The 26,739-nt window shown below is 63.9% G+C and carries 20 protein-coding genes; 8 read left to right on the top strand and 12 right to left on the bottom strand.

Going from position 1 to position 26,739, the window contains the following annotated elements; genetic code table 11:
* Positions 1 to 157 precede the first annotated feature (157 nt).
* The gene (locus tag GTP44_RS09780) at positions 158 to 1,783 is read right to left on the bottom strand and encodes a M28 family peptidase (protein ID WP_161019283.1); all 1,626 of its coding nucleotides are present in this window, start codon (positions 1,781 to 1,783) and stop codon (positions 158 to 160) included.
* A 121-nt stretch (positions 1,784 to 1,904) separates the two neighbouring features.
* On the opposite strand from GTP44_RS09780, the gene gluQRS reads away from it, so the two are divergent.
* A complete protein-coding gene (gene gluQRS / locus GTP44_RS09775; protein ID WP_161019282.1) occupies positions 1,905 to 2,816 on the top strand; it encodes a tRNA glutamyl-Q(34) synthetase GluQRS in 912 nt (303 codons plus the stop codon).
* A gap of 42 nt (positions 2,817 to 2,858) precedes the next feature.
* Entirely contained in the window at positions 2,859 to 4,355 is a 1,497-nt protein-coding gene (locus GTP44_RS09770; protein ID WP_161019281.1) for a CYTH and CHAD domain-containing protein, read from the top strand.
* Here the strand turns inward: GTP44_RS09770 and GTP44_RS09765 are convergent.
* The 3 genes from GTP44_RS09765 to GTP44_RS09755 all read right to left on the bottom strand — a co-directional run bounded on the left by GTP44_RS09765 (position 4,352) and on the right by GTP44_RS09755 (position 6,395).
* On the bottom strand, positions 4,352 to 4,738 hold the full coding sequence (locus GTP44_RS09765) for a hypothetical protein (protein WP_161019280.1): 387 nt from the start codon (positions 4,736 to 4,738) through the stop codon (positions 4,352 to 4,354). The two genes, GTP44_RS09770 and GTP44_RS09765, sit on opposite strands and share 4 nt — an antisense overlap.
* Before the next feature lie 35 nt (positions 4,739 to 4,773).
* Complete coding sequence (locus GTP44_RS09760; protein WP_161019279.1) at positions 4,774 to 5,370, bottom strand: LysE family translocator; 597 nt, start codon at positions 5,368 to 5,370, stop codon at positions 4,774 to 4,776.
* Between the two features lie 101 nt (positions 5,371 to 5,471).
* Positions 5,472 to 6,395, bottom strand: coding sequence for a LysR family transcriptional regulator (locus GTP44_RS09755; RefSeq protein ID WP_161019278.1), 924 nt, complete (start codon positions 6,393 to 6,395; stop codon positions 5,472 to 5,474).
* 96 nt (positions 6,396 to 6,491) lie between these two features.
* On the opposite strand from GTP44_RS09755, the gene GTP44_RS09750 reads away from it, so the two are divergent.
* Genes GTP44_RS09750 through GTP44_RS09735 form a run of 4 tightly spaced genes read left to right on the top strand, consistent with a single transcriptional unit; the run spans position 6,492 to position 11,125 of the window.
* The gene (locus tag GTP44_RS09750) at positions 6,492 to 7,202 is read left to right on the top strand and encodes an HAD family hydrolase (RefSeq protein ID WP_161019277.1); all 711 of its coding nucleotides are present in this window, start codon (positions 6,492 to 6,494) and stop codon (positions 7,200 to 7,202) included.
* Positions 7,203 to 7,227: 25 nt separating this feature from the next.
* Positions 7,228 to 8,766 carry a hypothetical protein gene (locus tag GTP44_RS09745; RefSeq protein ID WP_161019276.1) on the top strand — a complete coding sequence of 513 codons (1,539 nt, stop codon included), beginning with the start codon at positions 7,228 to 7,230 and terminating at the stop codon, positions 8,764 to 8,766.
* A 6-nt stretch (positions 8,767 to 8,772) separates the two neighbouring features.
* The gene (locus GTP44_RS09740) at positions 8,773 to 9,768 is read left to right on the top strand and encodes a 2-hydroxyacid dehydrogenase (RefSeq protein WP_161019275.1); all 996 of its coding nucleotides are present in this window, start codon (positions 8,773 to 8,775) and stop codon (positions 9,766 to 9,768) included.
* A gap of 16 nt (positions 9,769 to 9,784) precedes the next feature.
* Complete coding sequence (locus GTP44_RS09735; RefSeq protein ID WP_160991015.1) at positions 9,785 to 11,125, top strand: DUF3422 family protein; 1,341 nt, start codon at positions 9,785 to 9,787, stop codon at positions 11,123 to 11,125.
* Here the strand turns inward: GTP44_RS09735 and GTP44_RS09730 are convergent.
* A complete protein-coding gene (locus GTP44_RS09730) occupies positions 11,115 to 11,951 on the bottom strand; it encodes an alpha/beta hydrolase (protein WP_161019274.1) in 837 nt (278 codons plus the stop codon). The genes GTP44_RS09735 and GTP44_RS09730 overlap by 11 nt on opposite strands.
* A gap of 101 nt (positions 11,952 to 12,052) precedes the next feature.
* On the opposite strand from GTP44_RS09730, the gene GTP44_RS09725 reads away from it, so the two are divergent.
* A complete protein-coding gene (locus GTP44_RS09725; protein WP_267875228.1) occupies positions 12,053 to 12,886 on the top strand; it encodes an alpha/beta fold hydrolase in 834 nt (277 codons plus the stop codon).
* Here the strand turns inward: GTP44_RS09725 and GTP44_RS09720 are convergent.
* The 5 genes from GTP44_RS09720 to GTP44_RS09700 all read right to left on the bottom strand — a co-directional run bounded on the left by GTP44_RS09720 (position 12,867) and on the right by GTP44_RS09700 (position 21,791).
* The gene (locus GTP44_RS09720) at positions 12,867 to 14,423 is read right to left on the bottom strand and encodes a GH39 family glycosyl hydrolase (protein WP_161019272.1); all 1,557 of its coding nucleotides are present in this window, start codon (positions 14,421 to 14,423) and stop codon (positions 12,867 to 12,869) included. The two genes, GTP44_RS09725 and GTP44_RS09720, sit on opposite strands and share 20 nt — an antisense overlap.
* A gap of 3 nt (positions 14,424 to 14,426) precedes the next feature.
* Complete coding sequence (locus GTP44_RS09715) at positions 14,427 to 17,300, bottom strand: glycoside hydrolase family 31 protein (protein ID WP_161019271.1); 2,874 nt, start codon at positions 17,298 to 17,300, stop codon at positions 14,427 to 14,429.
* A 21-nt stretch (positions 17,301 to 17,321) separates the two neighbouring features.
* Positions 17,322 to 18,968 (bottom strand): GH35 family beta-galactosidase, encoded by a 1,647-nt coding sequence (locus GTP44_RS09710; RefSeq protein ID WP_161019270.1) that lies wholly within the window; start codon positions 18,966 to 18,968, stop codon positions 17,322 to 17,324.
* 68 nt (positions 18,969 to 19,036) lie between these two features.
* Positions 19,037 to 20,230: a XylR family transcriptional regulator gene (locus GTP44_RS09705; RefSeq protein WP_160991009.1), complete on the bottom strand. Its 1,194-nt coding sequence runs from the start codon at positions 20,228 to 20,230 to the stop codon at positions 19,037 to 19,039.
* Between the two features lie 265 nt (positions 20,231 to 20,495).
* The gene (locus GTP44_RS09700) at positions 20,496 to 21,791 is read right to left on the bottom strand and encodes a GDSL-type esterase/lipase family protein (protein WP_161019269.1); all 1,296 of its coding nucleotides are present in this window, start codon (positions 21,789 to 21,791) and stop codon (positions 20,496 to 20,498) included.
* Positions 21,792 to 22,099: 308 nt separating this feature from the next.
* Between GTP44_RS09700 and GTP44_RS09695 the strand changes: the two genes are divergently transcribed.
* Entirely contained in the window at positions 22,100 to 23,824 is a 1,725-nt protein-coding gene (locus GTP44_RS09695) for a methyl-accepting chemotaxis protein (RefSeq protein ID WP_161019268.1), read from the top strand.
* On the opposite strand, the gene GTP44_RS09690 is transcribed toward GTP44_RS09695, so the two are convergent.
* On the bottom strand, positions 23,821 to 25,449 hold the full coding sequence (locus GTP44_RS09690) for a glycoside hydrolase family 43 protein (protein WP_161019267.1): 1,629 nt from the start codon (positions 25,447 to 25,449) through the stop codon (positions 23,821 to 23,823). The genes GTP44_RS09695 and GTP44_RS09690 overlap by 4 nt on opposite strands.
* Positions 25,446 to 26,696: an MFS transporter gene (locus GTP44_RS09685; RefSeq protein ID WP_161019266.1), complete on the bottom strand. Its 1,251-nt coding sequence runs from the start codon at positions 26,694 to 26,696 to the stop codon at positions 25,446 to 25,448. The genes GTP44_RS09690 and GTP44_RS09685 overlap by 4 nt, the downstream gene beginning before the upstream one ends.
* Positions 26,697 to 26,739 lie beyond the last annotated feature (43 nt).

Genomic DNA, 26,739 nt, shown 5'->3' with positions numbered 1-26,739 from the left:
TTCGGACTAATAAAATGAAACAGACAAGGGCGCCTATCTGACACACGGGTTCAACTACCCAAAGTCTGGTCGGCGTCACCCTGCCTGACCGTTGCCACCTCCACATTATCCGGCGATGGCGCGGTAGGTTCAATATACGAGGTCTGACACCAGTTTTTCAGTTACGCGGGACGGCGAAGGCGTCGCCTGCTTTCCATTCGGGCAGCTTGGCGCCGTTGGCGATCAGGCGGCCCAGGTTGAGCGTGTATTGCGCGGTCTGCACCATGCCCGACAAGTCCCAGCTCGGGTCGTATTCGTCGCTGACCTGGTGGTAGCGCTTGCCGTAGGCGGCGGCTTTGGCCTGCGCACCCTCGGGGTCTTTGACGTAGTCACGGCCCGACGTGATCGAGAACGCCGGCACGCCGTTCTTGGCAAAGCTGAAGTGGTCGCTGCGGAAGTAGCCGCCCGCCAGATCGGGCTTGGCCGCCGCGATTCGCAGCCCCATCTGTTTGGCCGCCACGTCGGCCAGCTTGCCCAGCTCGGTGCGCTCGCTGCCTTGCGCGCCGATGTCGCGCGTGACGCCGATGAAGTTCAGACTGTCCAGGTTGAGGTTGGCGGCGGTCTTTTTCAACGGCCACAGCGGTGAGGCGGCGTAGGCGCTGCTGCCCAGCAGGCCCTGCTCTTCGGCGGCGACCCACAGGAACATCTGGCTGCGCTTGGCCGGCGCGCGCTTGGCTTCGGCCGCCATCGCCAGCAGGGCGGCGCTGCCGGAGGCGTTGTCGACCGCGCCGTTGTAGATCACGTCGGCCTGGGCGTCGCCGCCATTCGACTGTATGCCCAGATGGTCCCAGTGGGCGCTGTAGATGACCACTTCATCTTTCAATTTGGGATCGGTGCCCGGCACCACCGCCGCCACGTTGGACTGCTCAATCTTGCGCACGGCCGCCCGCATCTCACCGTTCAGCTTGGCGGTCAGCGCCACCGGCTGGAAGTCTTGCTTCTCGGCCGCCGCGCGCAGCGTGTCCAGATCCTGGCCTGCCGCCGTGAACAGCGCGCGCGCCGTGTCGTCGGTGAGCCAGCCCTGCAACGGCGTGCCCAGCGTGCCGGCCGCCAGCTGGAACCGTTCGACGCCCGACCAGCTGTTCTGGATCACGCTCCAGCCATACGAGGCCGACGCCGTGGTGTGGATCAGCAGCACGCCGGCCGCGCCCTGGCGCTGCGCCTCTTCATACTTGTAGGTCCAGCGGCCGTAGTAGGTCAGGCCCTTGCCGTTGAACCGGTTCGGCTGCTCGGCCGTCGGCTGCGGATCGTTGACCAGCATGATCAGAATCTTGCCCTTCAGGTCGACACCCTTGTAGTCGTTCCACTGCTCATCCGGCGCGTTGATGCCGTAGCCGACAAACACCAGGCCGGCGTTGAAGCTGTGCGCGGCGGTGGCGTCGCCCGGCGAATACACCCAGTCCTTGCCAAAGGCAATGTCCAGCGGCTTGCCACCGGCTTCCAGCTTGAGCGTGCTGTCGGCCGGCAGCGTCTTCACGCCGGCGATGCGCACCGGTTGACGGTAGCTGTCGCCATTGCCCGGCTTCAGCCCCAGCGCCAGCGCCTGCGATTCCAGATAGGCCACCGTCAAGTCGCCGCCACGCTGACCGGTGCCGCGGCCTTCCAGCAGGTCGCTGGACAGAAACTGAAGGTGGGCGCGCAACGGCGCTTCTTGTACCACGGCGGTCTTGCCGGCGTCGGCGTGGGCCGGGAGTGCCAGCGCCAGGCTCATGGCCAGCGCCGATGCTGCGAAGGATGTCTTCATTGTTGTGATGTCCCTGAGACGTTCATAAGTGGTTGGGCGCGGTTTTGCCGCGCGCACATTGTAAGTGCGATTTGCCGACGCCGCCAGCAAGCCGCCGGCCCGTCGCGTTAAAATGCTGCGCATGACTGCACGCACTCCCTACATCGGCCGCTTCGCGCCCTCGCCTACCGGTCCTCTGCACTTCGGTTCGCTGGTGGCCGCCATGGCCAGTTATCTCGACGCCAGGGCCCACCACGGCCAGTGGCTGGTGCGCATCGAGGATGTCGATGGCGCCCGCAACGTGGCCGGCGCCGATCAGCACATCCTGGCCTCGCTGCAACGCTGCGGCATGCAGTGGGATGGCGGGGTCACCTGGCAAACCCAGCGTTATGCGCTGTACGAGCAGGCGCTGGCGCAACTGGGCGAGCTGATCTATCCCTGCGGCTGCACGCGGCGCGAGATCGCCGATTCGCAAGTCCAGCTGAGCGGCCGTCAGTTGCTCAATCTGGTCTATCCCGGCACCTGCCGCCACGGCCTGGCGCCGGGCAAGGTGGAACGCGCGCTGCGCCTCAAGGTGCCGCAGCAGCCGCACTGCGTGCTGTCGTTTGAGGACCGCTGGGCCGGCCACTACCGCCAGGACCTGACCGACGAGGTCGGCGACTTCATCATCCGCCGCGCCGACGGCTACTGGGCCTACCAGCTGGCCGTGGTGGTCGACGATGGCGCGCAGCACATCACCGACATCGTGCGCGGCGCCGACCTGCTCGATTCCACGCCGCGCCAGCTGTATCTGCAACAGGTGCTCGGCCTGCCGCGGCCGAGCTATCTGCATGTGCCGGTGGTGGTCAACGATGCCGGCGACAAGATGTCCAAGCAAACCGGCGCGCAAGCCTTCGACACCGGCGCCGATCCGCAAGTGCTGCTGCGCCAGGCCATGTTGCCGGCCGCCCGCTTCCTCGGCCTCGATATCCAGGCCGAAACGATCGACGCCTTCTGGCACGCCGCCACGCCTGCCTGGGCGCAACTTCTGCACACGCTGCCGCGCCGCGCGTAAAGCCGTGCGACGCCGGCCACCACTTTTCCCTACACTGAGCCCATGGAAGTCGAACTCAAACTGCTGCTGGCACCCGAACACAACGAGCAACTGCTGCATCATCCGCTGCTCGGCGCGCCGGCGCGGGTGCAGCAACTGGCCGCCCGTTACTTCGATACGCCGGACCTGCATCTGCTGCGTCACGGCGCCGGTCTGCGCGTGCGCAAGGTCGACGGCGTGTGGATACAAACGATGAAAGCCGGCGGCAGCGTGCAAAGCGGCCTGCACAGCCGCAACGAATGGGAAGGCCCGGTCGACCGCGCATGGCCGCGTCTCGGCAAGCTGCGCAAGCTGATCGGCGACGACGCGCAATGGCTGTCGGTGCTGGACACGCCCAACCTCAAGGACCGGCTGGAGCCGCTGTTCCTGGTGGATGTGCAGCGCCATCTGTGGGAGCTGGAATCCGAGGGCAACCGCATCGAGGTGGCGCTGGATGTTGGCCACATCGAGCGCAAGGGCCAGCAGGTGCCGGTCAATGAAATCGAACTGGAACTGAAGGACGACGATCCCGCCGGCCTGTACACCTTCGCGCTGCAACTGCTGGAAGATATTCCTGTGCGCATCAGCAACATCAACAAGGCGCAGCGCGGCTACATGCTGGTGCGCGAGACCGGCTACGCGCCGTTCTGCGCGCAGCCGCTGGCACTGGATGCCGATATCAGCCTCCGCGAGGCATTGCCTGCGGTGCTGGGCAACTGCCTGGAGCACATCCAGCGCAACGAAACCGCCGTGGTGGACGGCAACGATCCGGAAACGCTGCACCAGATGCGCGTCGGCGTGCGCCGCTTGCGCTCTGCGCTCAAGCTGTTCGACGCGGTGGCGCCCTGCCCGCCTGAGCTGCTGGAGGACGTGCGCTGGCTGGGCGAACAGTTGGGTGCGGCGCGCGACTGGGATGTGCTGCTGGCCTCGACGCTGTCGCGCATCGGCACGCAACCCGACGGCGGCAACGGCATGATGGCGGTGCAAGCGCTGCCGCTGGACACCGCGCAAGCCAAACGGCGCGAGGCGGCGCAAGCCGTGCTGTCGCCGCGCTACACCAAGCTGATGCTGACCATGGGCGCGTGGATGCTGCAAACCGCGCCGCTGCTGGACGGCACGGCCGCCGATTTTTCACGCCAGACCTTGCAGCAGTTGCACAAGTCCCTGCTCAAGCGCGCCCGGCGCATGCGCGAGGACGATCCGGCCAGCGCCCACCACACGCGCATCGCCGCCAAGCGTGACCGCTACGCGCTGGAGTTTTTCCATGGACTGCATCGCGCCAGAAGTGTGCGCGCGTATCTGAAAACGCTGGCCGAGGTGCAGGAAGAACTGGGCCAGCACAATGATCTGGCGGTGGCCGGCCATCTGCTACAGACGCTGGCGGAGCGGCATCCGGAATCGGCCGGCGCCATCCAGTTCGCACGCGGCTATCTGATGGCGCAGCAGGCCACCCAGTCCGCCGATCTGGACGACATCCGCGACCGCCTGCGGGCGTTGCGGCTGCCGCCCTCAAAACATTAGGGCCGCGCCGCCTTGGCGAAGACAGTCCAGCTCAAGGTGCCCGAGCACTTAGCCTGCTGCAACGCGGCCAGTGTGTCGTCCGCCTCGGTGCTGGCCTGCGCATAGGCCTTGTGGCCGACAATCTTGAAGTGCAGCGACGGCGCGGCGGTGGTGGCGGTCTTGGACAGCGTCGGCGCGAAGCCGCGCTCGGCGAGGATCTTGCGGCACGGTTCCATGCCATTCAATTCGTCCCCGGTCAGCTCGATGTTGAACACCCAGCTCTCCACGTAGCCGCGCGCGGCGCGCGCCGGTTCCGGCAGCATCAGGTTGGACGGCAAGGTGGCGGCACTGGCGACACAGGCCAGCAGCGAGGCGCTCAGCGCCAGCGCGATACGACGTAACATGGGCATTCCCTCAAATCCGGTAAAGCGCTATGGTATCAGGCCAGCAGCGGATACAGGGTGGCCACCAGTGCCAGCGCCATCACCACGTTGAAGATGCGCACCGAGCGCGGGTTCTGCAACACGCTGCGCATGGCCACACCGAACACCGCCCACGAGCCCACGCAGAAAATGCCGACCATCCCGAACAGTCCCGCCATCAACAGCACCTCGCTCACCGCGAAGCCCTGCGGCAGATAGGTCGTCAGCGCGCCCAGCGCCATCACCCACGCCTTCGGATTAATCCACTGGAAGGCCGCCGCGCCCCAAAAGCCCATCGGCTTGGACAACTCGGTCTGTCCGCTACTCATCGGCGCCGCGTGCGCCAGCTTCCATGCCAGCCACAGCAGGTAGATGGCGCCGGCGTATTTGAGGATGGTCTGCAGCATCGGCACCTGTTCGAACACGACGTGCAATCCCAGTCCGGTCGCAAAAATCAGGAAGGCAAAGCCGCAGCAGATACCCAGCAGATGCGGCACCGAGCGCTTGAGGCCGTAATTCAGACCGGACACCATCATCATGGTGTTGTTCGGCCCCGGCGTGATGGAACTGACGACGGCAAAGCCCAGCAGTGGCAGCAACAGTTCTGGTGACATGGCGATATCCGTTGGTGAGGTGTGCTTGTATTGTAAGGTAAAGTGTACTGGCTCAAACCAATACACTTACACAATCACCCGCCACCACTGTATAGGCAGTTTTACCGGTACGAGCTTTCCAGTTCGCGCCGCACCAGGTCCTGCCCGTTCTCGATGACGAAGTCCTGGAACGAGGCGGCCACCTTGGGAATCGGCTGATCGGTCAGGTGCATGATCTGCCAGTCCGCTTCCACCTTGTGCTTCAGCGGCAGTATGGCCAGCAGGCCGGCCTTAAACTCCAGCGCGCAGGCGTGCTCCGACAGGAAGCCCACGCCCAGCCCCGCCGACACCATGCGCTTGATCGCCTCATTGCTCGACACTTCGGAGCCGAATTCCGCCGCGTGTCCCTCATCGCGCAGCAGCTTCTCCACCGCCGTGCGCGTGCCCGAGCCGCGCTCGCGTACCAGCAGGTTGGCCGCCATGATGTCGTTGAGCGTGATCTTTTTCCTCTTCATCAGCGGATGCCGGGGGCTGGCCACAAACGCCATCGGGTGACGCGCGAAGCGGGCCGCGTTGGTGCGCAGCTCGCGCGGCGGCGTGCCCATGATGGCCAGCTCGATCTCGTGCCGCGCCAGCATGTTGATGACCTCCGTGCGGTTGCCCACCTGGAGCTTGAGGCGCACGTCCGGCCGTTTCAGCGTGAACGGCACCAGCAGCGGCGGCAGCAAGTGCTCCGCCGTGGTCACCGCGCCGATGCGCAAGGTACCGGAGGTAACGCCCTGCAGCGCCGCCAGTTCGTCGGTGGCCTGCTCCCACAGGCGCAGGATGCGCTCGGAGAATTCGGCCATCACCTCGCCCGCCGCCGTCAGCTGGATATTGCGGCCGGCCTTGCGCGTGAGGGCGATGCCGGTGATTTCCTCCAGCGTGCGGATTTGCAGCGAGACCGCCGGCTGCGTCAGGTGCATGGCGTCCGCCGCGCGCGAAATGCTCTCGTGCCGCGCGACCAGCACCAGCGACTGCAATTGGCGAAAACTGGCGTGATACATAAGGATTCCTTATCAATTATCCATAATCTTTAATTTTTCTTTTAGGCATTCTACCTCTATATTGATACCTATCTGACATCGTTGAGCGAGAATGACATGAGCATAGACGTGATCTTCCTGGGCCTGGACGGCGTACTTTTCGATACCGAGGCGCTGCATCTGGCAGCCTGCAACGCGGCGTTCGCCAACGCCGAACTGTCGATCCGCTGGACGCTGCCGGCGCTGCGCGCGGCCGCCGCCACCCACGGTTACGCCCGCGCCATCGGCTCCGCTGTCGCCGTGCCGCCGCTGTCGCGCGACAAGCGCCGCGTGGCCGAACTGTTCGAGGACAAGAACCGTCAGTTCCATCAAGCCATCCTGGCGCGCCCACCGCAGGCGCAAGCCGCCGCGCTGGCGCTGATTGAAGACGCCACCGCCGCCGGCTGCAAGATCTGCATTCTGACCGACCTGCCGGCGCCCGCCACCGGCGCCCTGCTGGAGCGCCATTTCGGCGCGGACGTCAACAGCATATTCGCGGTGGTGGCTGGCGGCGTCGGTTTCGACGCTCCCGCCGGCACCGGCCCTTACGCGCACGCGCTGCACGCCATGGGTGTGGCGCCGTCGGACGCGATCGCCATCGACACCGACGTGCCGGCCCTGCGCGCCGCCGCCGATGCCGGCCTGTGGACGGTTTCAGTCGCCGCTTACGGCAAGGACGTGGTGCGTCCACGCCAGTTCATCACCTTCGACGCCCTGCACGACCTGCACGCCAGCCCTTACACGCCGGACCAGCAACGCCCGGCGCCGAGGCAGCACCGTGTCGCATAAATCTTAACCGGCCTATAATGGGGTCATGACACCCATCACATCCCTGAACCGGACTACCCCATCCACCACCCCAGTGGGCGGCGGCCGTTACGCGCCCACATCGGGCACCGCCAGCGCTGCGGGCGCCGGCTCGTCCACCGTCGTCTCGCTGGGCGCGGGCGCGAACAACACCGGCGCCAAGGCGCTGGTGTGGGAAAACCGCACCCGCAGCACCGCCGCCAACATCATGGCGCAGAACTTCAGCGGCCAGCCCGTCGCCGGCCGTCTGAACGGTTTGGGCGCGGAGCTGCTGAAGCAGGTGGCTTACGATGGTGAGGACTTTTCGCAAACCGTGCAGCAGGCGCCCGGCGGCGTGCAAGCAGACACCTACGATATGCTGGTCATGCCGTCGCAGGTATCGCAGCACGGCATGGGCGACAACCAGATCGGCCTGACCATCACCACCCGCGGTGGCGTGAAGGTGGAGCTGAAGCTGGACGCCGGCGAAAACAGCATTGCCGTCGAAGCGCATGCCGATGGCGATTTGAGCGAGGTGGAACGCAAGGCGCTGGGCAAATTGGCCGAGGCCTTTCAACAGTCGATCGACGGCCTGACCGAAGACCCGCCGCGCATCGACCTCGGGGGTCTGACGCAGTTCGACAGCAACGTGCTGTCGTCGGTGGACCTGAAGGGCGAGATCAAGCTCAATCCCAAGGAAACGCAGCGGCTGGAATTCCACGCCGACAGTAAGCAGCGCACGGTGAGCTTCGCCGGCCCCGCAGGCAACGCCAAGATCGGCGTGGACCTGAGCCAGCCCGCCAGCTGGGGCAGCAAGGACCAGCAAGCCAAGGCCCTCAACAACTACCTGCGGGAAGTGGACGACGCCGGCCTGCGCGGCCAGGGCAACGCCACCATGATCAAGATGTTCAAGGACGCCTTCACCGGCATGAACGAGGACTACGGCGCACCGCCGCCAGTATCCCCAAGCGCCATTTCGCTGACCAAGCAGGATCGCGCGCTGACCACCGGCCTGGCCGACTTCAAGGCGTCGTTCTCGCAGACCGAGGTCGCGTCCAATCCCGCGCGGCTGACGGAGAAGGATACCTTCTCCTACGAGGTGTCGCAGAAGACCACCATCACCGGCACCTCGCAGCTGGACCGCGGCATCTCGCAACAGCAGCAATCGCGCCTGAAGGCCAACTATCACACCCCGGCCAAGGCGGGTTCGGTGCTGGCGCTGGACCTGTCGCCCAACTCGCAGAACTACCGTTACGTGACCATCGACGATTCGGCCAGCAGCACAACCAGCATCGGCTACGACAAGGGCGCGCTGGTCAAGGCATCGCTGGAGATGCAGGCCAACCAGTCCTCGCGCGTGCTCAAATACACACTGGCCAAGCTGCAAGAAGACCGCACCACACCGCACGGCAAGGCGATGTCGCGCGACCTGCTCTCCACGCTGGAACCAGAGCGCAACGGCGGCGACACACTGTCCGACGCCGAACGCGATCAAATGCTGGCCAAACTGAATGACCAGATCTTCCTGAAATCGAACCCGGACGCATTGCCGAATGAGCGCGATTGAGCATCTATGAAAATCGCCGTCTACAGCGCACAACCCTATGACCGCCGCTTCCTCGACGAAGCGCGCACCGCCATGCCCGGCGTGGACGCCACCTATTTCTCCGATCGGCTGGAACTGGATACGGTGCCGCTGGCGCAAGGCTGCACCGCCGTCTGCGTGTTCGTCAACGACATCCTCGACGCGCCGGTGCTGGAAGCCTTGCACGCGCTGGGCGTGCGCGCCGTGCTGCTGCGCTGCGCCGGCTTTAACAACGTCGACCTGCAGGCCGGCGTGCGCCTCGGCCTGTTCATGGCGCGCGTGCCAGCCTACGCGCCGGAAGCCGTGGCCGAACACGCGCTGGCGCTGGTGATGACGCTCAACCGCCGCACCCACCGCGCCTATGTGCGCGTCCGCGAAGGCAATTTCGCGCTGGACGGCCTGCTGGGCATGACGCTGCACGGCAAAACGGTGGGCATCGTCGGCGCCGGCCAGATCGGCGCGTGCGCCGCGCGCATCTTCCACGGCATGGGCTGCAAAGTGCTGGTCAGCGACCCGGCGCCCACACCGCAACTGGATGGCGTGGCCGAACGCGCCAGCCTGGACGCGCTGCTGGCGCGGTCGGACGTGGTCTCGCTGCATTGCCCGCTGCTGGACGCCACCCGCCACATGATCAACAGCGCCAGCGTGGCGCGCATGAAGCACGGCGCCATGCTGGTCAACACCTCGCGCGGCGGCTTGATCGACACCGCCGCCGTCATCGATGCGCTCAAGAGCGGCCAGCTGGGCGCGCTCGCCATCGATGTCTATGAACAGGAAAGCACCCTCTTTTTCCAGGACCACTCCAGCGACATCATCGCCGACGACGTGTTCCAGCGCCTGATGACCTTCCCGAATGTACTGGTGACCGGGCACCAGGGCTTCTTCACAATAGAAGCGATGCGCGAAATCGCCGCCGTCACCTTCGCCAATCTCGCCTGCCACATGCAGGGCTCCCCATGCGCCAACGCGCTACCACACACATAGTTTTTTAAGGAAGTTCATGTCGCTCGCCTATCGCGCCAACGCCGATTTCGCCAAGCTGAATCACCCGCTGCGGGTTCCGCTCTCCGCGGAGATCCATTCACGCCCGTTCCTGCAATTGCAGGCGCCGGAAAGCCTGACCCATTTCGCGCTGTACCTGCAACAGGATCAGCCCTCGCGCCAGAACCACCGCAGCAGCCAGCACCAGATCCTGGCGCAGCTGTGCATGCACTACGGCGTGGCCACGCCGCATCCACAGGCGCGCTACTTTTTCCATGACTTCGGCCGCTTCCGTCTGAAGTGGGAATGCCACACCGAATTCGCCACCTACACCTTCGTCGAACGCGGCGAACCAGGCCTGGATTGCGCCGCCTCCTTCGACCGCATGCCGCTGCAGCACGTGCCGCAGGAATGGCTGGCGGGCCTGAACGGCAAGATCATCGTCGCCGCCCACGTCCTGCTGTGCAAAGCCGATGCGGACGAAGCGTCATTCGCGCAAGGCATCCGCGATCTGTTCCAGGGCAAATCGCTGGTGGGCAGCAGCGCCGGCGGCAACGCCGAGGTGTGGACCGACTTCCTGATACAGCCGGATGGCTTCAGCCGTTTCGTGGTGCGCGACCAGCGCCTGCGCGAGTTCCAGTCCGGCCGCCTGGTCGGCCGCCTGCTGGAAATCGAAACCTACCGCATGATGGCGCTGCTAGGCCTGCCGCAAGCGGAAGCCACGCAGCCGGACCTGAACAGCATCGAGAGCGAACTGGCGACGCTGACCGCGAAGCTGGTCAAAGAGGATGGCAATGCGGATCAGGACCTGCTGAACCAGATCACCGCGCTGGCCGCGCGCGTGGAAAAAATCTCGGTCAGTAACAGCTACCGTTTCGCCGCCTCGCAGGCTTACTTCAATCTGGTGCAGTCACGCATTCAAGAACTGCGCGAAGTGCGTATCGAAGGCACGCCGACACTGGCCGAATTCATGGGCCGCCGCCTGGCGCCGGCGATGAACACCTGCGTGTCGGTGGCGCGGCGACAGGAAACGCTGGCCCAGCGTATCGGCCGCAGCAACGACTTGCTGCGCACGCGGGTCGGCATCGAACAGGAAAAGCAGAATCGCCTCATCCTGCAATCGCTGGACGCGCGGGCGGCGCAGCAACTGCGGCTGCAGCAGGCGGTGGAAGGCCTGTCGGTCGCAGCCATCTCCTACTACACCTTGGGATTGGTGGGCTACGTCGGCAAGGCGATGAAGGCCGGCAGCGTGCCGGTCAACCCTGACCTGATGACCGGCCTCGCCGTGCCGGTGGTGATCGGCGGCGTGTGGCTAGGCTTGCGCCGCCTGCACCACCAACTGGCCGGCGCTAAGCACTAAAGCGGCTGGACAGGAAATTGGCGATGCGCTCCTGCGTCGATTCCAGATAGGGGATATTGATATGGTCCGAGTCCGGAATGATTTCGTCCGCATGCAGTGTCCCCAGTTTTTCCACCAGCAGATCGGTGTGCGAGTGCGGCACGATGTCGTCCATCGCCGCGCGCAGCACGTAGGTGGGCGCCTTGATCTGGCCGACGTACTTCACCGATTCAAATTTGTGCTTCAGCACATACTCCACCGGAATCGCCTTGAACTTGCGTTTGGCGATGGCGAGAATGGAATCGTATGGGGTGATCAGCACAATGGAATTGGCATCGCGTTCCATCGCCACCTGCACCGCCACGCCGGAACCCAGGCTGCGGCCGACGACCGCGATGCGTTTCGGATCGACGTGATGGCGTTCGCTCAGCCAGTCGAACAGCATGCGGCCATCTTCGACAAAGTGTTCTTCCGCCGGATCGCCATGTGAATCGCCGTAGCCGCGGTAGTTCACCGCCAGCACCGCCATGCCAGGAAATAGCTTGCCGGCGTCGCGCGCCACCCAGGACACTTCCTCCGAGCGGCCGCCGAAATAGACCACGCCGGGATGCGTGCCCGCCATGCGTGGCGTCATCAGCCAGCCGGAAAGGCGCGTGCCGTCCTTGGACCGGATCACGACAGGACGCGTGCGATGGCCCGTGCTGTATGGTTTAAGCACTTCGCGCTTGCTTCCCAATGGATTGAACAGCAGCCGTTTCTGATTGGCCGCCACCGCCGCGGTGAGTCCCATCCACAGCACACTGACGATGCCCGCCAGGCCCGCGACTTTTTTCGAATGGTTGTTCATAGCTCCTACTCTACTCTTTTCCCGCCAGTGCCGCCTCCTGAAAAATGAAGACAGCGTGGTATGTAGCACACATGGGAACGATTACCTGTTTCTCAAGGCGGATGGCGCAACCCGGTATAATCTGCGCTTCGTTTTTTCATGATTTGCCGACAATGAAACCTGCCGTCGTCCTGCTGCACAGTTCCATGAGTTCCAAGTCCCAGTGGTCGTCCCTGAAAGCGCAGTTGGGCGATGCTTACCGCTGTATCCCGGTCGACCTGCAAGGCTATGGCGCTTCGCCCTTCCCCGCGGACGCCGGCGACGACTACACGCACACGCTGGCGCACGAGGTGGATGCGGTGGTGGCGTCCATCGCCGCGGAACTGGAGCCCGGTGAGGCGTTTCACCTGATCGGCCATTCCTTCGGCGGCGCGTGCGCGCTGCACATGGCGCGCCGCATGCCGCAACGTGTACTGTCGTTGACGCTGTTCGAGCCGGTGGCGTTTCACCTGCTGCCGGATGGGCATCCGGCCAAGGTGGAAATTGTCGACGTGGTGGGCGGCATCACGACCTGCGCCAGCGACCGTGACGCCACCCGCATCTTCATCGACTACTGGAACCGGGGCGGCGCCTTCGACGTGGCGACGGCCAGCGCGCAGGACAAGATGGTCTCGCAGATCGCCAAGGTCAAGCTGGACTTCCAGGCCCTGCTGGACGAACCGGCAACGCTGGATGATTTATCCATGCTGACCATGCCGACGCTGGTGATGGCCGGCGAACGCAGCCCCGCTTCCACCCGCCTGCTGGTGGAGCAATTGGGTGAATCGCTGCCCAACGCCACCCTGCTGAAGTTGCGCACCGCGCACATGGGGCCGATCACGCACGGCGCCATCGTCAATCCGGCCATCACCGGTTTCCTCAGCGGTCTTGAAGTCGTCACTGCGGGTGCAGCTTGATCAACACCACATCGTTGACGCGCATCCTCACTTTCACGCTGGCCGCGCCGGACGCCGGCACCTTCAAGGTGCTGGTCTGCGGAAGATCCGTCGTCAGCGCCAGCAAGCGCTCCAGTTGACGCGGCGACAACACCTTCGGCGAACCCAGTTTCAGATAAGCCGTCTGCGCGTCGTTCGCCTCGAATCCGGTGCGGTACATCTGCACTGAATACGTCCCCGGCTTCAATCCCTTGAGATCAATGCTCAGCGGCGTACCGTCGCGCGTGGGCTGCACCGTGGTGAAGAAACCGCGATTGCTGCGTCCCTGCTTCGGCGTTTGAAAATCCCACGCCAGCACCTGCACGCCACGGCCATCCTTCGCCGCATAACTCTGCGCATCGGCGGTTTTCAACGCCGTGTCGCCCAACTGATTCAGGTACTTGTAGGCGAACCACGCCGGCTTGCGCACACCCTGCGGATTCATCAAACCGAAGCCGCCCTCGAACGGCGCGGTCGGCGGTCCCGGTTCCTCAAACAGATCGCTGTAGGTCCAGTAGCTCATGCCCTGCACCAGACCTTCGGTGGCTTTCAGCTTGCTCAGGATATACGGCGCGCTGATATACGAATCGTGCACCGGATCGCGCGGCGTATAGCTGGTGCTCCACTCGGTGAAGTACAGCGGCATGTCCGGGTGGCCGGCGTCCACCATCTCCTTGCGCACCTTGCGCACATCGCCCACGATCGCATCCGGCGAAGGCGACAACTTGGTGTCGTCCTTGCCATTCTCGTCGAGGAAGCCGCCGTCCACGCCATAGGTATGCGTGCTTACGAAGTCCACCACCGAACCCGATTGCCTGGCATGCGCCAGGAACTCCGGCACCCACGCCGCGCCGGCCGTCGAGGGCCCGCCGACACGCAGCGCCGGATCAACCGCCTTGATGGTGCGCGAGGTGATGTCGAACAGATCGAAGTACGCCTTCTGGTCGGCCTTCTCCCAGAAGCCGTCCAGATTAGGCTCGTTCCACACCTCGAAGAACCAGCTGCGCACCTCCTCCTGACCGTAACGCTGCTGCATATGGCGCACAAACGCGTCCACCAGTCCGGCCCACTTCTTCGGGTCCGGATGCGAGGTGTTGCCCTTCCAGTAAAAGATGCTCTGGTCCGAGCTGCGCATCGCCAGCGGTGTAAAGCCCAGTTCAACGAAAGGCTTGATGCCCATCTTCAGCAAGCGGTCGTACAGGTAATCGATGCGGCTCCAATCGTAGACCGGCTTGCCGTCCACCTCCTTGTAGGTGCCCAATACGTCGTGGAAGATGGCGTGGAAGCGGATGTAGCGGAATCCCAGTTCATCCTTCGCCAGCTTGAGCTGCGCCAGGCTGTCGTCGCGTATCAGCGTGCCCGGATAGTCCGAGCCCACCGACAGATCGGCGAAGCGGTCGCGCGGCGTGCCGGCGGACGCCGCATCGACCGCGATATGGCGCTCAGCCGCCGACGCAGCCGCAGCCGCTGCGGCGGTGGCACTCAAGGCAAAACAAACGGCAACGGTCAGAGTCTTCATCGTTCAGCGCTTAACGGTAACAGTCTTGCCCTCGTAGCTGACCACCTTGTCCGCCACGTCGAAGTGATCGGTGCTCGAAACGCCAGGTTGGATGAAGCGCACCTTGAACTGGCGTTTTGCCACCATGCCCTTGTACTGGCCGGCGCGGTTGCCGATGGTAACCACGCCGGTCTTGTCATTGTAGCTGAACGGGATGCGGCTGGCCTGCCCGCGCAGATAGGCGTTGCTGACGCCATCGTCCTCATACAGGCTGGCCTTGCCGTCGGCGCCGGTGTAGACGTACAGCGTGATCGGCGCGTCCGGCTGTTCATCCACGTACTGCGTCACCGGGCCAACCGGCAGGATGGCGCCTGCCTTCACCAGCACCGGCATGCGGGTCTCCGGCGCCTGAATGGTGGCGGTGCTGCCGCCTTTATGCAGTTCGCCGGTATAGAAGTCATACCAGTCCGCGCCCTTCGGCATGTAGACGCTGCGTTCGCGCGCTCCGTACACATATACCGGCGCCACCAGCATGTCGCGGCCGAACAGGTACTGGTCCTTGATGTTCTTGACCGCGTCGTCATGCGGGAAGTCCATCACCAGGCCGCGCATGATGGTGCCCGAGTTGTAATGTGTCTCGGCGGCGGCGGTGTAAATGTAAGGCATCAGGCGGTAGCGCAGCTTGTCGTACCAGACCATCGATTCGCGCATCGGCGAACCGGCCGGCGAAATCTCGTTGATCTCGCGCTTCACCACTTCGCCGTGGGAACGGAACAGCGGCGAGAAGGCGCCGAACTGGAACCAGCGCAGATTGAGCTCGCGCCACTCCTTGAGGTCTTCCGGATTGCCCTGCTTGATGCCAGTGCTGCGGTTCTCCTGCGCCGAACCGACTTCGCCCACCTGGAAGCGGGTCTCCTGCGCGTAGCCGCCGATATCGTGCGTCCAGTTGGGAATGCCGGACATCGACAGGCTCACGCCGGCGGAAATCTGGTCATACAGATTGTTCCAGCGGCTGGCGGTGTCGCCGCTCCACAGCGCGGTGGCGTTACGCTGAATGCCGGCAAAGCCGGAGCGCGACAGAATGAACTGGCGCTTCTCCGGCTGGTCCTTCCTCAGGTGACCGTAGAAGCCTTCCGTATGCACCAGGCTGTACGGATTGAAGGTGATCTCGCCGCCACCATACACGGTGGGACCGATCAGTTTCTTGAAGTCGGCCGGGCGGGTGTTGGACAGCACGTCCGGTTCGGTGTTGTCCATCCACCAGGCGTCGAAGCCCAGGTCCACCAGCTTGCTCTTCATCTGACGATAGTAGATGTCGCGCGCTTCCGGGGCGTATGGATCGTAGTGGCTGTTCTTGTAGCCAGGGCCAACCCAATCCAGATCGCCGTTCTCGACGTTCTTGGTCCACATATGGCCCTTCGCCGCCAGCTCCTTGTAATTGTCGGTGTTGGCGTAGAACTTGCCCCAGATCGAAATCATGATACGGGCCTTGGCCTTGTGGACCTCATCCACCATCGCCTTGGCGTTCGGGAAGCGCGCCTTGTCGAAGTCGTGCGAGCCCCAGCCATTTTCCGGCCAGTAGAACCAGTCCTGCACGATGTTATCGACCGGCCAGCCCTGCTTGCGGTACTCGCGCAGTACGCCCAGCAGCTGCTCCTGCGTCTCGTAGCGCTGGCGCGATTGCCAGAAACCGTAGGCCCACTTCGGCATCATCGGCGCCTGGCCGGTCAGATGACGGTAGCCGGCGATGACGTTGTCGATATTCTCGCCGCTTACCACGTAGTAGTTGATGCTCTGCGCGACTTCCGACGAGAAGGTCAGCGAATGACGCTCGTCCTGCGGCAGCGGATCGTTGTGGGTGATGGCGACCATGCCGCCGCTCGGCTTCCACTCCAGCAGCAGCTTGACCGGCTTGTTGGCCTCGAACTTGACCTCGAAATTGTGATACCACGGATTCCAGCCCTGCCGCCATACGTCCATCACTTCCTTGCCGTCGATTGACAGCCTGGCGTAATCCGACGAATACAGCTGCATCTTGTGCACGCCCGGTTTGGCGGACGCCATCGTGCCCTCCCACACCACCTTCAGGTTGGGCGCCTTCGGATCGCCGGCTTCCTTCGGCCAGTTCTCCGCCACGTCCTTCAGGTACTGGTAGGCGATGTCTTTTTCCTGGCGCGTGAACACCAGCTTGTCGCCGACATAGTAGCGCGCCGTCAGGCCGCCTTCCTTGCCGTCGGCGTCGGTCAGTTTCAGGTCGCGGCTCAGCCACGCATACGGCTTGCTGTCGCCGAAGCGCGAGATCGCGTTGTTATCCCACAGGACGCCGTAGTTCTTGTCCGAGACCACGAACGGCACGGCGATCGCCATATTGTGCTGCATCAGCAGCACGTCTTCGCCGTTCAGGTTCATTTGATGGTTCTGGTGCTGGCCCAGGCCATAGAAGGCGTCTTTGGTGCCATAGTTGAAGCCCTGCTTCACCGCCAGGAACGGCTTGCCGTCGACATCGACCGGCGCCATGCTTTCGGCATTCTGCGTCAGGAAGGCTTTGCCGGCGGCGTTGAAGAACTGCACCTGGCCGGTGGCCAGCGATACCGCCACCGAAATCTTCTTCGCCTTCAGCGTGACCTGGTCCTTGCCCGCCGCCGCGACGCTGAAGTTACCGCTAACAGGAGCGGCCACGGTCATCAGCGAAGGATTCAGCGGCTTGCCCGCCTGGTCCAGCTTCACCACATGGATGATGTTATCGGCCATGACTTCCAGCCGCACCTCTTTGGCGGCGCCGCCATCCGGCTTGACCACCACACCGGTGGCGGTCTTTTCAAACGTGCCGGCCACGGACTGGCCGGCGGCAATCACGGCAAGGCAGGACGCCGCGTGAGCGATTGTTTTTATGCGCATAATGTCTCCGTATTCTCTTATTTAGTAAGTGCCAACCTTCACCTTCAACACGACCGGGTTGCCGGTCAGGTTGAGGCCATAATCTGTCTGGTCGCCATTCCAGTTGCGCTCCATGATCCATTTGCCGGCGGCGTCATAGCGGCCCTCTTCCACCCGCGCCCACATGGTCGGCTTGCCTTCGGCCTGATCGATTTTTACCCGCGCACGCTGGCCGATGATGATGAACTCATTGTCGCTGATCTGCGCGATGGCCACGCCACCGTTCGGCATCTCGGTCCCCGCCGGCAGGTCCTTGACGTTCTTGAAGTACTCTCGCTCGCCGAACTGCCACTCGCGGAACGAGATGGTGGCCTTCCAGCCCTTCATGTCCAGCGTCTGCGGCTGACGGTCATCACCCTCGGCAACGCCGTAGGTGCGGCCCTCAAAGGCCCACTTGGCCCACTGGCGTTCCATCGGACGGAAGGCGGCGTAGATTTTGCCGAACGGCTCCACCATGGTTTTGTCGGTGGCCTTGTGACCGAGCGGGAAATTGCTGTAGTCCGCATAGTCGATGCCGAACGGCGCGAAGCCGATGGCGCCCTTGCCCAGCACCAGATAGGTGTAGCGCACGTATTCGGCGGCGTTGCTCATCTCCGGCACCATCAGCGGATTGTCCGCGCGCTGGAAATGCTTGAGCGAGGCGTTGAACTTTTTCCAATCCGGGCCATAGATATCAGGGCCGGCGAAATCGATATGCGGCGCGGCGGCGCGGTAAATGTCGATCACGTCGTAGGTCGGGCCGCCGCTGGCGAAGTTGTCCCGCCACGGCTTGATCGGATCTTCGGTCGAATCGCGCTGCGAGTTATTCACGTACATCGGCAGGTTGTAGACCGCGCGGCCGGCCTTGGCGATTTCCTCGATATAGCTGGCGATGGAATACGCGTGGAAGTACTCATCGGCGTAGTCGCCGTAGACCTGCTTCCAGGTGCCGGTCTTCGCCAGCGGGACCGGCGACTTTTTATAGTCCAGCACCGCCTGCGGCACCGGCTGATTGAACTGCGCCTCGGCTTTCGGCGCGAAGTCGCGCACAAAGCCGTAGGTGCCGACTTCGTTCTCGACCTGCATCATGATCACGGTGCGCTGCGCCTCGTCGATCTTTTTGATGTGGCCCATCAGCGCCACAAACGCCTTCTTGTCGGCCTTCAGCGTCTCCTCGCCTTGCGGCGACAGGCAATAGGTGATCTTGCCGGCCTTGTCCACCATGCGCGGGAAGCGCGCGTTGTTGAACTTGACCCACTCCGGCGTGTAGCTTGGGCCAGTGTTCTTCCAGGTGCCGAACCACAGCAGCACCAGCTTGACCTTGTTCTTGCGGGCTTCCGCCACCAGCGTATCGACGTAGCTGAAATCGAACTTGCCTTCCACCGGCTCGATCTGCTCCCACGCAACCGGGATTTCAAGCGTGTTGGCATGCATGTCCTTGATCGCGGCCCATACTTTATCCAGCGCCTTGGGATAGTTGCTGGAATTTTGCGCCTGCCCGCCGAGAATGACAAAAGGCGCGCCGTCCACCATCAAGGCGAAACGGCCATCCTTCTTGACGATCTGCGGAATGTCCGTGGCGGCGGCCGCGCCAGTGGCGGCCATCATTAAACCGAGGGAGAAAACAAGCTGGCGGGCGGTTTGCTTCATCTGTTAAAACCTTTCATCAAGTTAGAAATCGTAACCCAGTTTTGCCACCGTGCGCGCGTCAACATCGCTTACGCCGCCAGCCCGTCGTTAATCAGTCCCGTCGCCGCGCGGTCCTGATAGGTGCGCGGCGTGCATCCGAGCTCGCGCTTGAAGACCGCGTGCATGTACTGCACCGAGGTGAAGCCGCAGCACAGCGCCACCTCGGCGATGCTGCGTTCCCCGCGCACCAGCATCGACGTCGCGGCATCGAGCTTGAAGCGCAGGATCACGTCATGCACGCTGCAATCGAGCTCCTGGCGGAAATACGATTCCAGCGACGAGCGCGAAATGCCCACATACTCCGCCACCTGGTGCGTCTTGATGCCCTGGCAGGCGTACTGTCGGATGAAGTGGCGCGCGCGCATCACATGCGGATGCTTGGGCGCTTCATGCTGGGTCGACGCCAGCACATTGATGCCGACCGGCGGCACCAGCACACGCGTGCCGCTCATGCGCACGCCGTTCAGCATCTGGTCCAGCAGATGGGCGGCGGTGCGGCCCATCTGCTGCGCGCCCTGAATCACCGAACTCAATGGAATCCGCGTCAACATGCGCGCCAACGGATCGTTGTCGATGCCGATCAGCGCCACCTGCTCCGGCACCGCGATGCCGGCCATGATACAAGCCTGCATCAGCTGCCGCGCGCGCGCGTCGGTGACGGCGATGATGCCGACCGGCTTCGGCAAACCATGCAGCCACTTGATCTGCTGGTCCACCGCCGCGTCCCAGGACGGCGCGCTGGTGCCAACGCCGCGATAGATGTCCGGCGCCATCTTGTCCTGCTCCATCAGCGTGCGGAACGCGTGTTCGCGCTCCTGCGCCCAGCGGTTCTCCTGCGCCGCCGGCAGCGAGAACATGGCGAAGTGGCGCAGGCCGGCCTCGATCAAATGATCGCGGGCCATCTTGATCAACTTGAAGTTGTCGGTGGCGACGTAAGGCACCTCGGCCGGATAGGCGGCCAGGTCTTCATACGAACCGCCCACCGCCACCACCGGCGTGCCGCTGTGCGCCAAGGCGGCGGCCACCGCCGGGTCGTCGAAGTCGGCGATGATGCCGTCGCCCTGCCAACGCTCGATGCCGGCCAGGCGCAGGCGGAAATCCTCTTCCAGGAACAAATCCCAGGCCGCGCGCGTGGAACTCAGATAGGCGGCGACGCCGGCAATCACTTCCCGGTCAAAGATCTTGTTTGCGTTGAATAGCAATGCGATCCGGTGTGACTTCATCTGCATTTCTACTGCTCCAATTCCAGACAAACGTGGCCTTCTTGATATTCTTACACGCTTGCCGGATGCGGCTGATATAACAAATTTCGTATTTTCCATAACGAAATTCACTAAATCAGCCTAAGAAAGTTGCGTTTTTCGACATTCTAGCCATGAAAACGTTGTCAAAGCGGTTCGCCGGCTGGCATGCCGCCTGGAGCGCCGGCTAACCGTGGAAATGTGGTTTATTCACAACGCGGCGACGCCGGACCACGGCCCCAGCCGGCTAGCGGTCCGCTGCCGACAGCAACTTCTTCAGCGCCGGCGCCATGGCCTCGGCCCAGATCTCGTAGCCGCGTTCGTTCGGATGCAGCAGGTCCGGCATAATGTCGGTCGACAGCGTGCCGTCCGCCTGCAGGAAGGCCTGATTGATGTTGGCGAAGAATACCGTGCGCTCATCGGCAAAGCCGGCGATGATGGCGTTGACCTGCTCGTTAATCCGGCGCAGCTTGTCATCCGGCTTCTCGCCGCGCGGGAAGATGGCCAGCAGCAGAATCCGGGTATGCGGCAGGCGCTTGCGCAGCTCGTCGATATTGCGCTGGATGCCGGCCGCCGTGGTCCGCGGATCTTCCTGGCGATGGCCGGTGTTGTTGGTGCCGAACATCAGCACCGCCACTTTCGGATCGAGGCCGTCGACCTCGCCGTGCAGCAGGCGCCACAGCACGTTCTCGGTGCGGTCGCCGCTGAAGCCCTGGTCCAGCGCGCCCAGCGGCTGGTAGACGCGCCGCCATACCGGCAGGCCCTCTTTTTCCCAAGCGTGGGTGATCGAGTCGCCGATGAAGACGATCTGCGCGTTCTTGCCCAGTTGTCTGGCTTCGGCCAGCTTGTCCTCATGGCGCTTGGTCCACCAGTTGATCGACCACGATTCGTTCAGCTTGTCCGGCGTGACGGCGACGGTTTTATAGTCGGGGCAGCTGGCGTTCGGCGCGCCGCGCATCTGGTACGTCACATTTGCGATCGACACCTGGCCGCTGCCGCTGCCGTCCACGGCAAACGGCCGCGTCACGGCGCTGAAGTCATCACCATCGCGGTAGAAGCAGCGCAGCGAAAACACCAGATGCCGCCAGCCTTTGCCGGCGAGCTCGCGGCCCGGCACCAGATACGGCACGCTGCGTTCGCAGTCATCGCCGCAACGCAGCTTGAACGCGATGCCGCCGGCGGACAGCGCCTGCACATTGACGTCGAACGCCAGCACGCCCTCGGCCAAGTACGGCCGCAGATCGACCGGCTGGCCGCTCTGCACGCTCAGCGTGGCTTGCCGGGCCTGGCGGAAGCGCAGCGTCAACGCGTCGTCGCCGCGCGACTTGCCCGACTTGCTGAGCGTGACCACGCTGTCCGGCGCCTTGGCTTGGCCCGCGATCTCGACCACGTCGCCGTCCAGTGTTTTGGGCGCCTCGACATCGGACACCTGAATGCGCCCGGCCGCCGGCGGCTTGCCGTCGTACACATGCAGTGCTTGCGGCGCGGCCGCGAAGGCAACGGAGGACCAGACGGCCAGGATGGCGGCAAGGCGGATAGGCATAGGGATGTCTCGCGTCTATTTTTATGCGCACCATTGTGCTGGCGCGCGCCGCGCACGGCAATTACGAAATTCACCAACCGGCGGAATGATATTCATAGCATCGGGCCAAAATATGCTGTGTGGAAACAACGGCGGTGAATCATTGATTGCTTTTCACGACAAAAATTGCATAAAATACACTCCCATAAAACGATTCCCAAATAATGGCGCCCCGCTCCCGCGCCACCCCTGGCCATACACCGCCATCCCCCCGCCCCTGGGATTAATCGTCATCGTGTCTTGGCCTGGCTTTTTCAAAGCGAGTAGAGATGAACATTTCCAACCTCAAGATCGGCACGCGCCTTGGCGCGGGCTTCGCCGTGGTGCTGGTGCTGATGGCGCTGATCGCCGTGACCGCCATTTCCCGCATTAACCGCATCAATGATGCGACCGCCAACATCATGGAAGACCGCTACGTCAAGGTCCGCCTGACCAAGGAGATCTACGACGAAGTCAACGTGCAGGCGCGCCTGCTGCGCAACGCCGTTATCGGCGCCAAGGACCCGGCCGAAGTGACATCGTCGCTGGGCAGGATGGAGGATTCTGTACAGAAGAACAGGGAGCGGCTGGACAAATTCAAAAGCCTGATCAGCACCTCTAAGGGGCAGGAAGTGTTCGCCAAGCTGATGGAGGCGCGCGCCGCCTACGCGGCGGCACGCGACAAGGCGGCGCAAATGCTGCGCGATGGCCGGGCCGAAGCCGCAGGCTCGTTTGTGTTGAAAGAATTGCGTCCACCGCAGAACGCCTTCCTGGCCGCACTGGCGGACATGATCAAGTTCCAGGAAAGCCTGATGCAGGAATCCGGCGCTCAGGCCGCCAGTGATGGCAAGACCGCGATTCTGTTCACCTTGGTGCTGTCGATGGTGGCGCTGATCGCGTCGGTGGTCATCGGCTGGCTGCTCACCCGCTCGATCACGCGGCCGGTCAACCAGGCCCTGCAACTGGCGCAGACCGTCGCCGCCGGCGACCTGACAGCCCAGGTGCCGACCGCCGCCAAAGACGAGATCGGGCAACTGCTGACCGCGCTCGCCGCGATGAACGACAGCCTCAAACAAATCGTCGGCGAGGTGCGGACCGGCACCAATGAAATCGCCACCGCCACCACCGAGGTGGCCAACGGCAATATGGACCTGTCAGCGCGCACCGAACAGCAAGCCAGCGCGCTGGAGGAAACCGCCTCGTCCATGGAGGAACTGACCTCCACCGTCCGCCAGAACGGCGACAACGCGCGCCAGGCCAACCAGCTGGCGCAGTCGGCCGCCGAGGTCGCGCTGAAGGGTGGCGACGTGGTGTCGCAGGTGGTGGTCACCATGGACTCGATCAACACCTCGGCCAGCAAGATCGTCGACATCATTTCCGTCATCGACGGCATCGCCTTCCAGACCAACATCCTGGCGCTGAACGCCGCCGTCGAAGCGGCCCGCGCCGGCGAACAGGGCCGCGGCTTCGCGGTGGTGGCCTCGGAAGTGCGCAACCTGGCACAGCGCTCGGCCAGCGCCGCCAAGGAAATCAAGGAGCTGATCAGCGACTCGGTCAACAAGGTCGAGGCCGGCAACGAGCTGGTCGGCAGCGCCGGCACCACCATGGGCGAGGTGGTCGACAGCGTGCAGCGCCTGGCCAGCCTGATCGGCGAGATCACGGCCGCCAGCCGCGAGCAGGAAGTCGGCATCGAACAGATCAACGAAGCGGTCACCTCGATGGACACCGTCACGCAGCAGAACGCCGCGCTGGTCGAAGAGGCGGCGGCGGCCACCGGCGCGCTGCAGGATCAGGCGGCGCGCCTGGCGCAGGTGGTCAGCGTGTTCAAGCTGGACAATGTGAGCGCGCCGGCGCCACGGCCGGTGTCCAAGCCAGCCGCAAGGCCGGTGCCGGCGGCCAAGGCCAAGCCGGCCGCAACCACGCCACGGCTGGCGCAGGACAGCGGCCGCCCTGCCGCGACGCCGGCGCGCGCCAGCGTCAAGCCAAAGGACGAAATGGAGTGGGAAGAGTTCTAACGCGGATCGGGGCGGTAGGCGCGCTCGCGGTAGTCGAAATAATCAAAGTCCGCGTGTAGCGCCGTGCCCGCCATGTCCTGGCAGGCCACACCCACAAACGCCCCGGTAAAGTTGGGTTGCCCCGGGGCGTTGGCCTCGTCCGACAGGATGCTGGCGTCGAACTGCTGCGGCAGCCACTGCCAGACGCCGCCGGCGACGCGATAGCCAAAGTACAAGCGTTCCTCGTCGACCTCCACGCGTAACTCCACCGGGCCGGACGGCAGCGCCACCGGGGCGGTGAAGGTGTCCGTCTGCACATGGTTCGGCAAACTGGTCATCACCCGCAGATGCTTGCCGAGCGCTTCATCGTGACTGATGTACAGATAGTGGAACTTCGACGCGTTGTAGTAGCACACCAGTCCGGCCTGCTGCTGATAATGCTCCGGTTCAAACTCCACCAGCGTCGACGCGCTGTAGCAATGCGCTTGCTGACGCCGCGCCACCAGCGACTGGCGGTAGCTGCTGCCCAGGCTCTCGCGGCCATACAGGCGCAGATAGCCCGGCCGGTCGGTCAGACTGAACAACGCCTCCGGCCACGGCGTGCGCAGCCACTGAAATGCGATCGGCAGCGTCGGCGTGTCGAACTCCTCGCGCTCCGGCGCGGGATCGAAGCGATGTTCCGGCAAGCCTGGCGCCGGCGCCTGCAGCGTCGGCGTGCCCTGCCCGTCCAGCGTGCGCAGCCAACCATCGGCGCCCCACACCACTGGCTGCAGCGCGGTCTCCCGTCCCAGCGTGCACACGCCGCGATTGCGCAGCGGCCGGCCGCACAGATAGGCCATATACGTCTGCCCATCCGGCGTCTCGACAATGTCCGCGTGGCCGGCGCGCTGCAACGCGGCGTCCGGTCGGTGGCGGGCGCTGAGCATCGTCTGCTCCGGGTGCAACTCATACGGGCCGTGCAGATCGCGCGCGCGCGCCATCGTCACGCCATGGTTCCATCCAGTGCCGCCCTCGGCGGTGAGCAGATAGTAATAGCCATTGCGCTGATACAGATGCGGCGCCTCGGTCAGGCCATGCGCCGTGCCCTTGAAGAGGTTGGTGCGCTTGCCGATCAGCTTTCCTTCGGCGACCGAATACTCCTGCGCCACGATGCCGTTGAAGCGGTTGCCGCCGGGACGGTGGTCCCACAGCTGATTGAGCAAATACTTGCGGCCGTCGGCGTCGTGGAACAGCGAGGGATCGAAGCCGCTGCTGTTGAGGTAGACCGGGTCCGACCATGGCCCCTCGATCGTCGGGCTGGTGACCAGATAATTATGGAAATCGCGCAAGGACGCGCTGCCGCTCGCGCCGCCGGTGGAGGTCCGGCCATAGCGCTTGACGTCGGTATAAATCAGCCAGAACAAGCCGTCCGCGTAGGTCAGGCAAGGCGCCCACACGCCGCAGGAATCCGGCGCGCCCAGCATATTGAGCTGGCTGGCGCGCGTCAGCGGACGCGTCAGCAGGCGCCAGTGGACCAGGTCGCGCGAATGGTGGATCTGCACGCCGGGGAACCACTCGAAGGTCGAGGTGGCGATGTAGTAATCCTCGCCCACGCGCACGATGGACGGGTCGGGATTGAATCCCTTCAGGATGGGGTTTTGAATCATGACGTTTTCTCTCGCACCAAAGTCCACAGCAGCAGCGCCGCCACCAAATCCAGCACCGCCAGGCTGATGAAGAACGGGGTATAGCCAACGCTCGCCATCAGGCCGCCGATCAGCAGCGAGAACAGCAGCAGGCCGAAATTGCCGAACGTGCCGCACATGCCGGCCACCGTCGCCACCTCGTTGCGGCGGAACAGGTCGGACGACATCGTGATGACCGTGACCGACAGCGTCTGGTGCGCGAAGCCTGCCAGGCTCAGCAAGGCGATCGCCGCATACGGGCTATCGACATAACCGACAAAAGCCACGCCCATCATCATGGTCGCGCCCAGCGTGAAGGCGCCGCGCCGGGCGTTGATCAGACGGACGCCGCGTTTCTGCAGCGCCAGCACCACCATCGGGCCGAACAGGCAGCCGAGGTCGGCGGCAAGGAACGGCAGCCAGGCGAACATGGCGATCTGCGCCAGATCGAAGTGGCGCACCGTGGTCAGGTACAGCGGCACCCAGAACGACAGCGTGCCCCAGGCGGGGTCGGCCAGGAAGCGCGGCAGCGCGATGCCCCAGAAATTGCGCATCTTCAGGATGCTGATGATCGATGGCCGCTTGCCGTCGCCTTCCAGATGCTGTTCCTGGCCGGCGGCGATATGCGCCTTCTCCTGCTGCGACAGCAGGCGATGGCGGGACGGCGCGTCATACAGCAGCAACCACATCGCCACCCAGATCAGGCCCAGCGCGCCGGTGATGACAAACGCCGACTGCCAGTTGTAATGCAGGATGGCCCACACCACCAGCGGCGGCGCCAGCATCGAACCGAACGAGGCGCCGATATTGAAAATGCCGCCCGCCATGCCGCGTTCCTTGGCCGGGAACCATTCGGACACGGCCTTCATGCCGGCCGGGTTGGCCGAGCCCTCGGCCAGGCCCAACAGCCCGCGCAGCACGGCCAGCGTCTGCCAGTTGGTGGCCATGCCGTGCAGCATGCAGATGATCGACCAGGCGGTCGCGAACATGGCGAAGCCGAACTTCAGGCCGATCACATCGAGCACATAGCCGGCCAGCGGCTGCAGCATGATGGCGCCCTGGAAGGCGGCGGTGATATAGGAGTATTCCTTGGTGGTGATGCTGAGTTCGGTCATCAGCGTGGCGGCCGCCACCGACAGCGTGCTGCGGGTCAGGTAGTTGAGCACCGCCCCCAACATGATCAGGCTGATCATCCACCAGCGAAGTCCCCGGATTTTTTTAGTGAGCATGGTTGCGCAAACATTTTTTAATGGCTGCCACCATAACACATTA

The organism is Duganella lactea (assembly GCF_009857505.1).
GTDB lineage: Bacteria > Pseudomonadota > Gammaproteobacteria > Burkholderiales > Burkholderiaceae_D > Rugamonas > Rugamonas lactea.
Note: the sequence above shows the minus strand (reverse complement) of the source record. Positions and strands in the feature narration are given on the sequence as shown.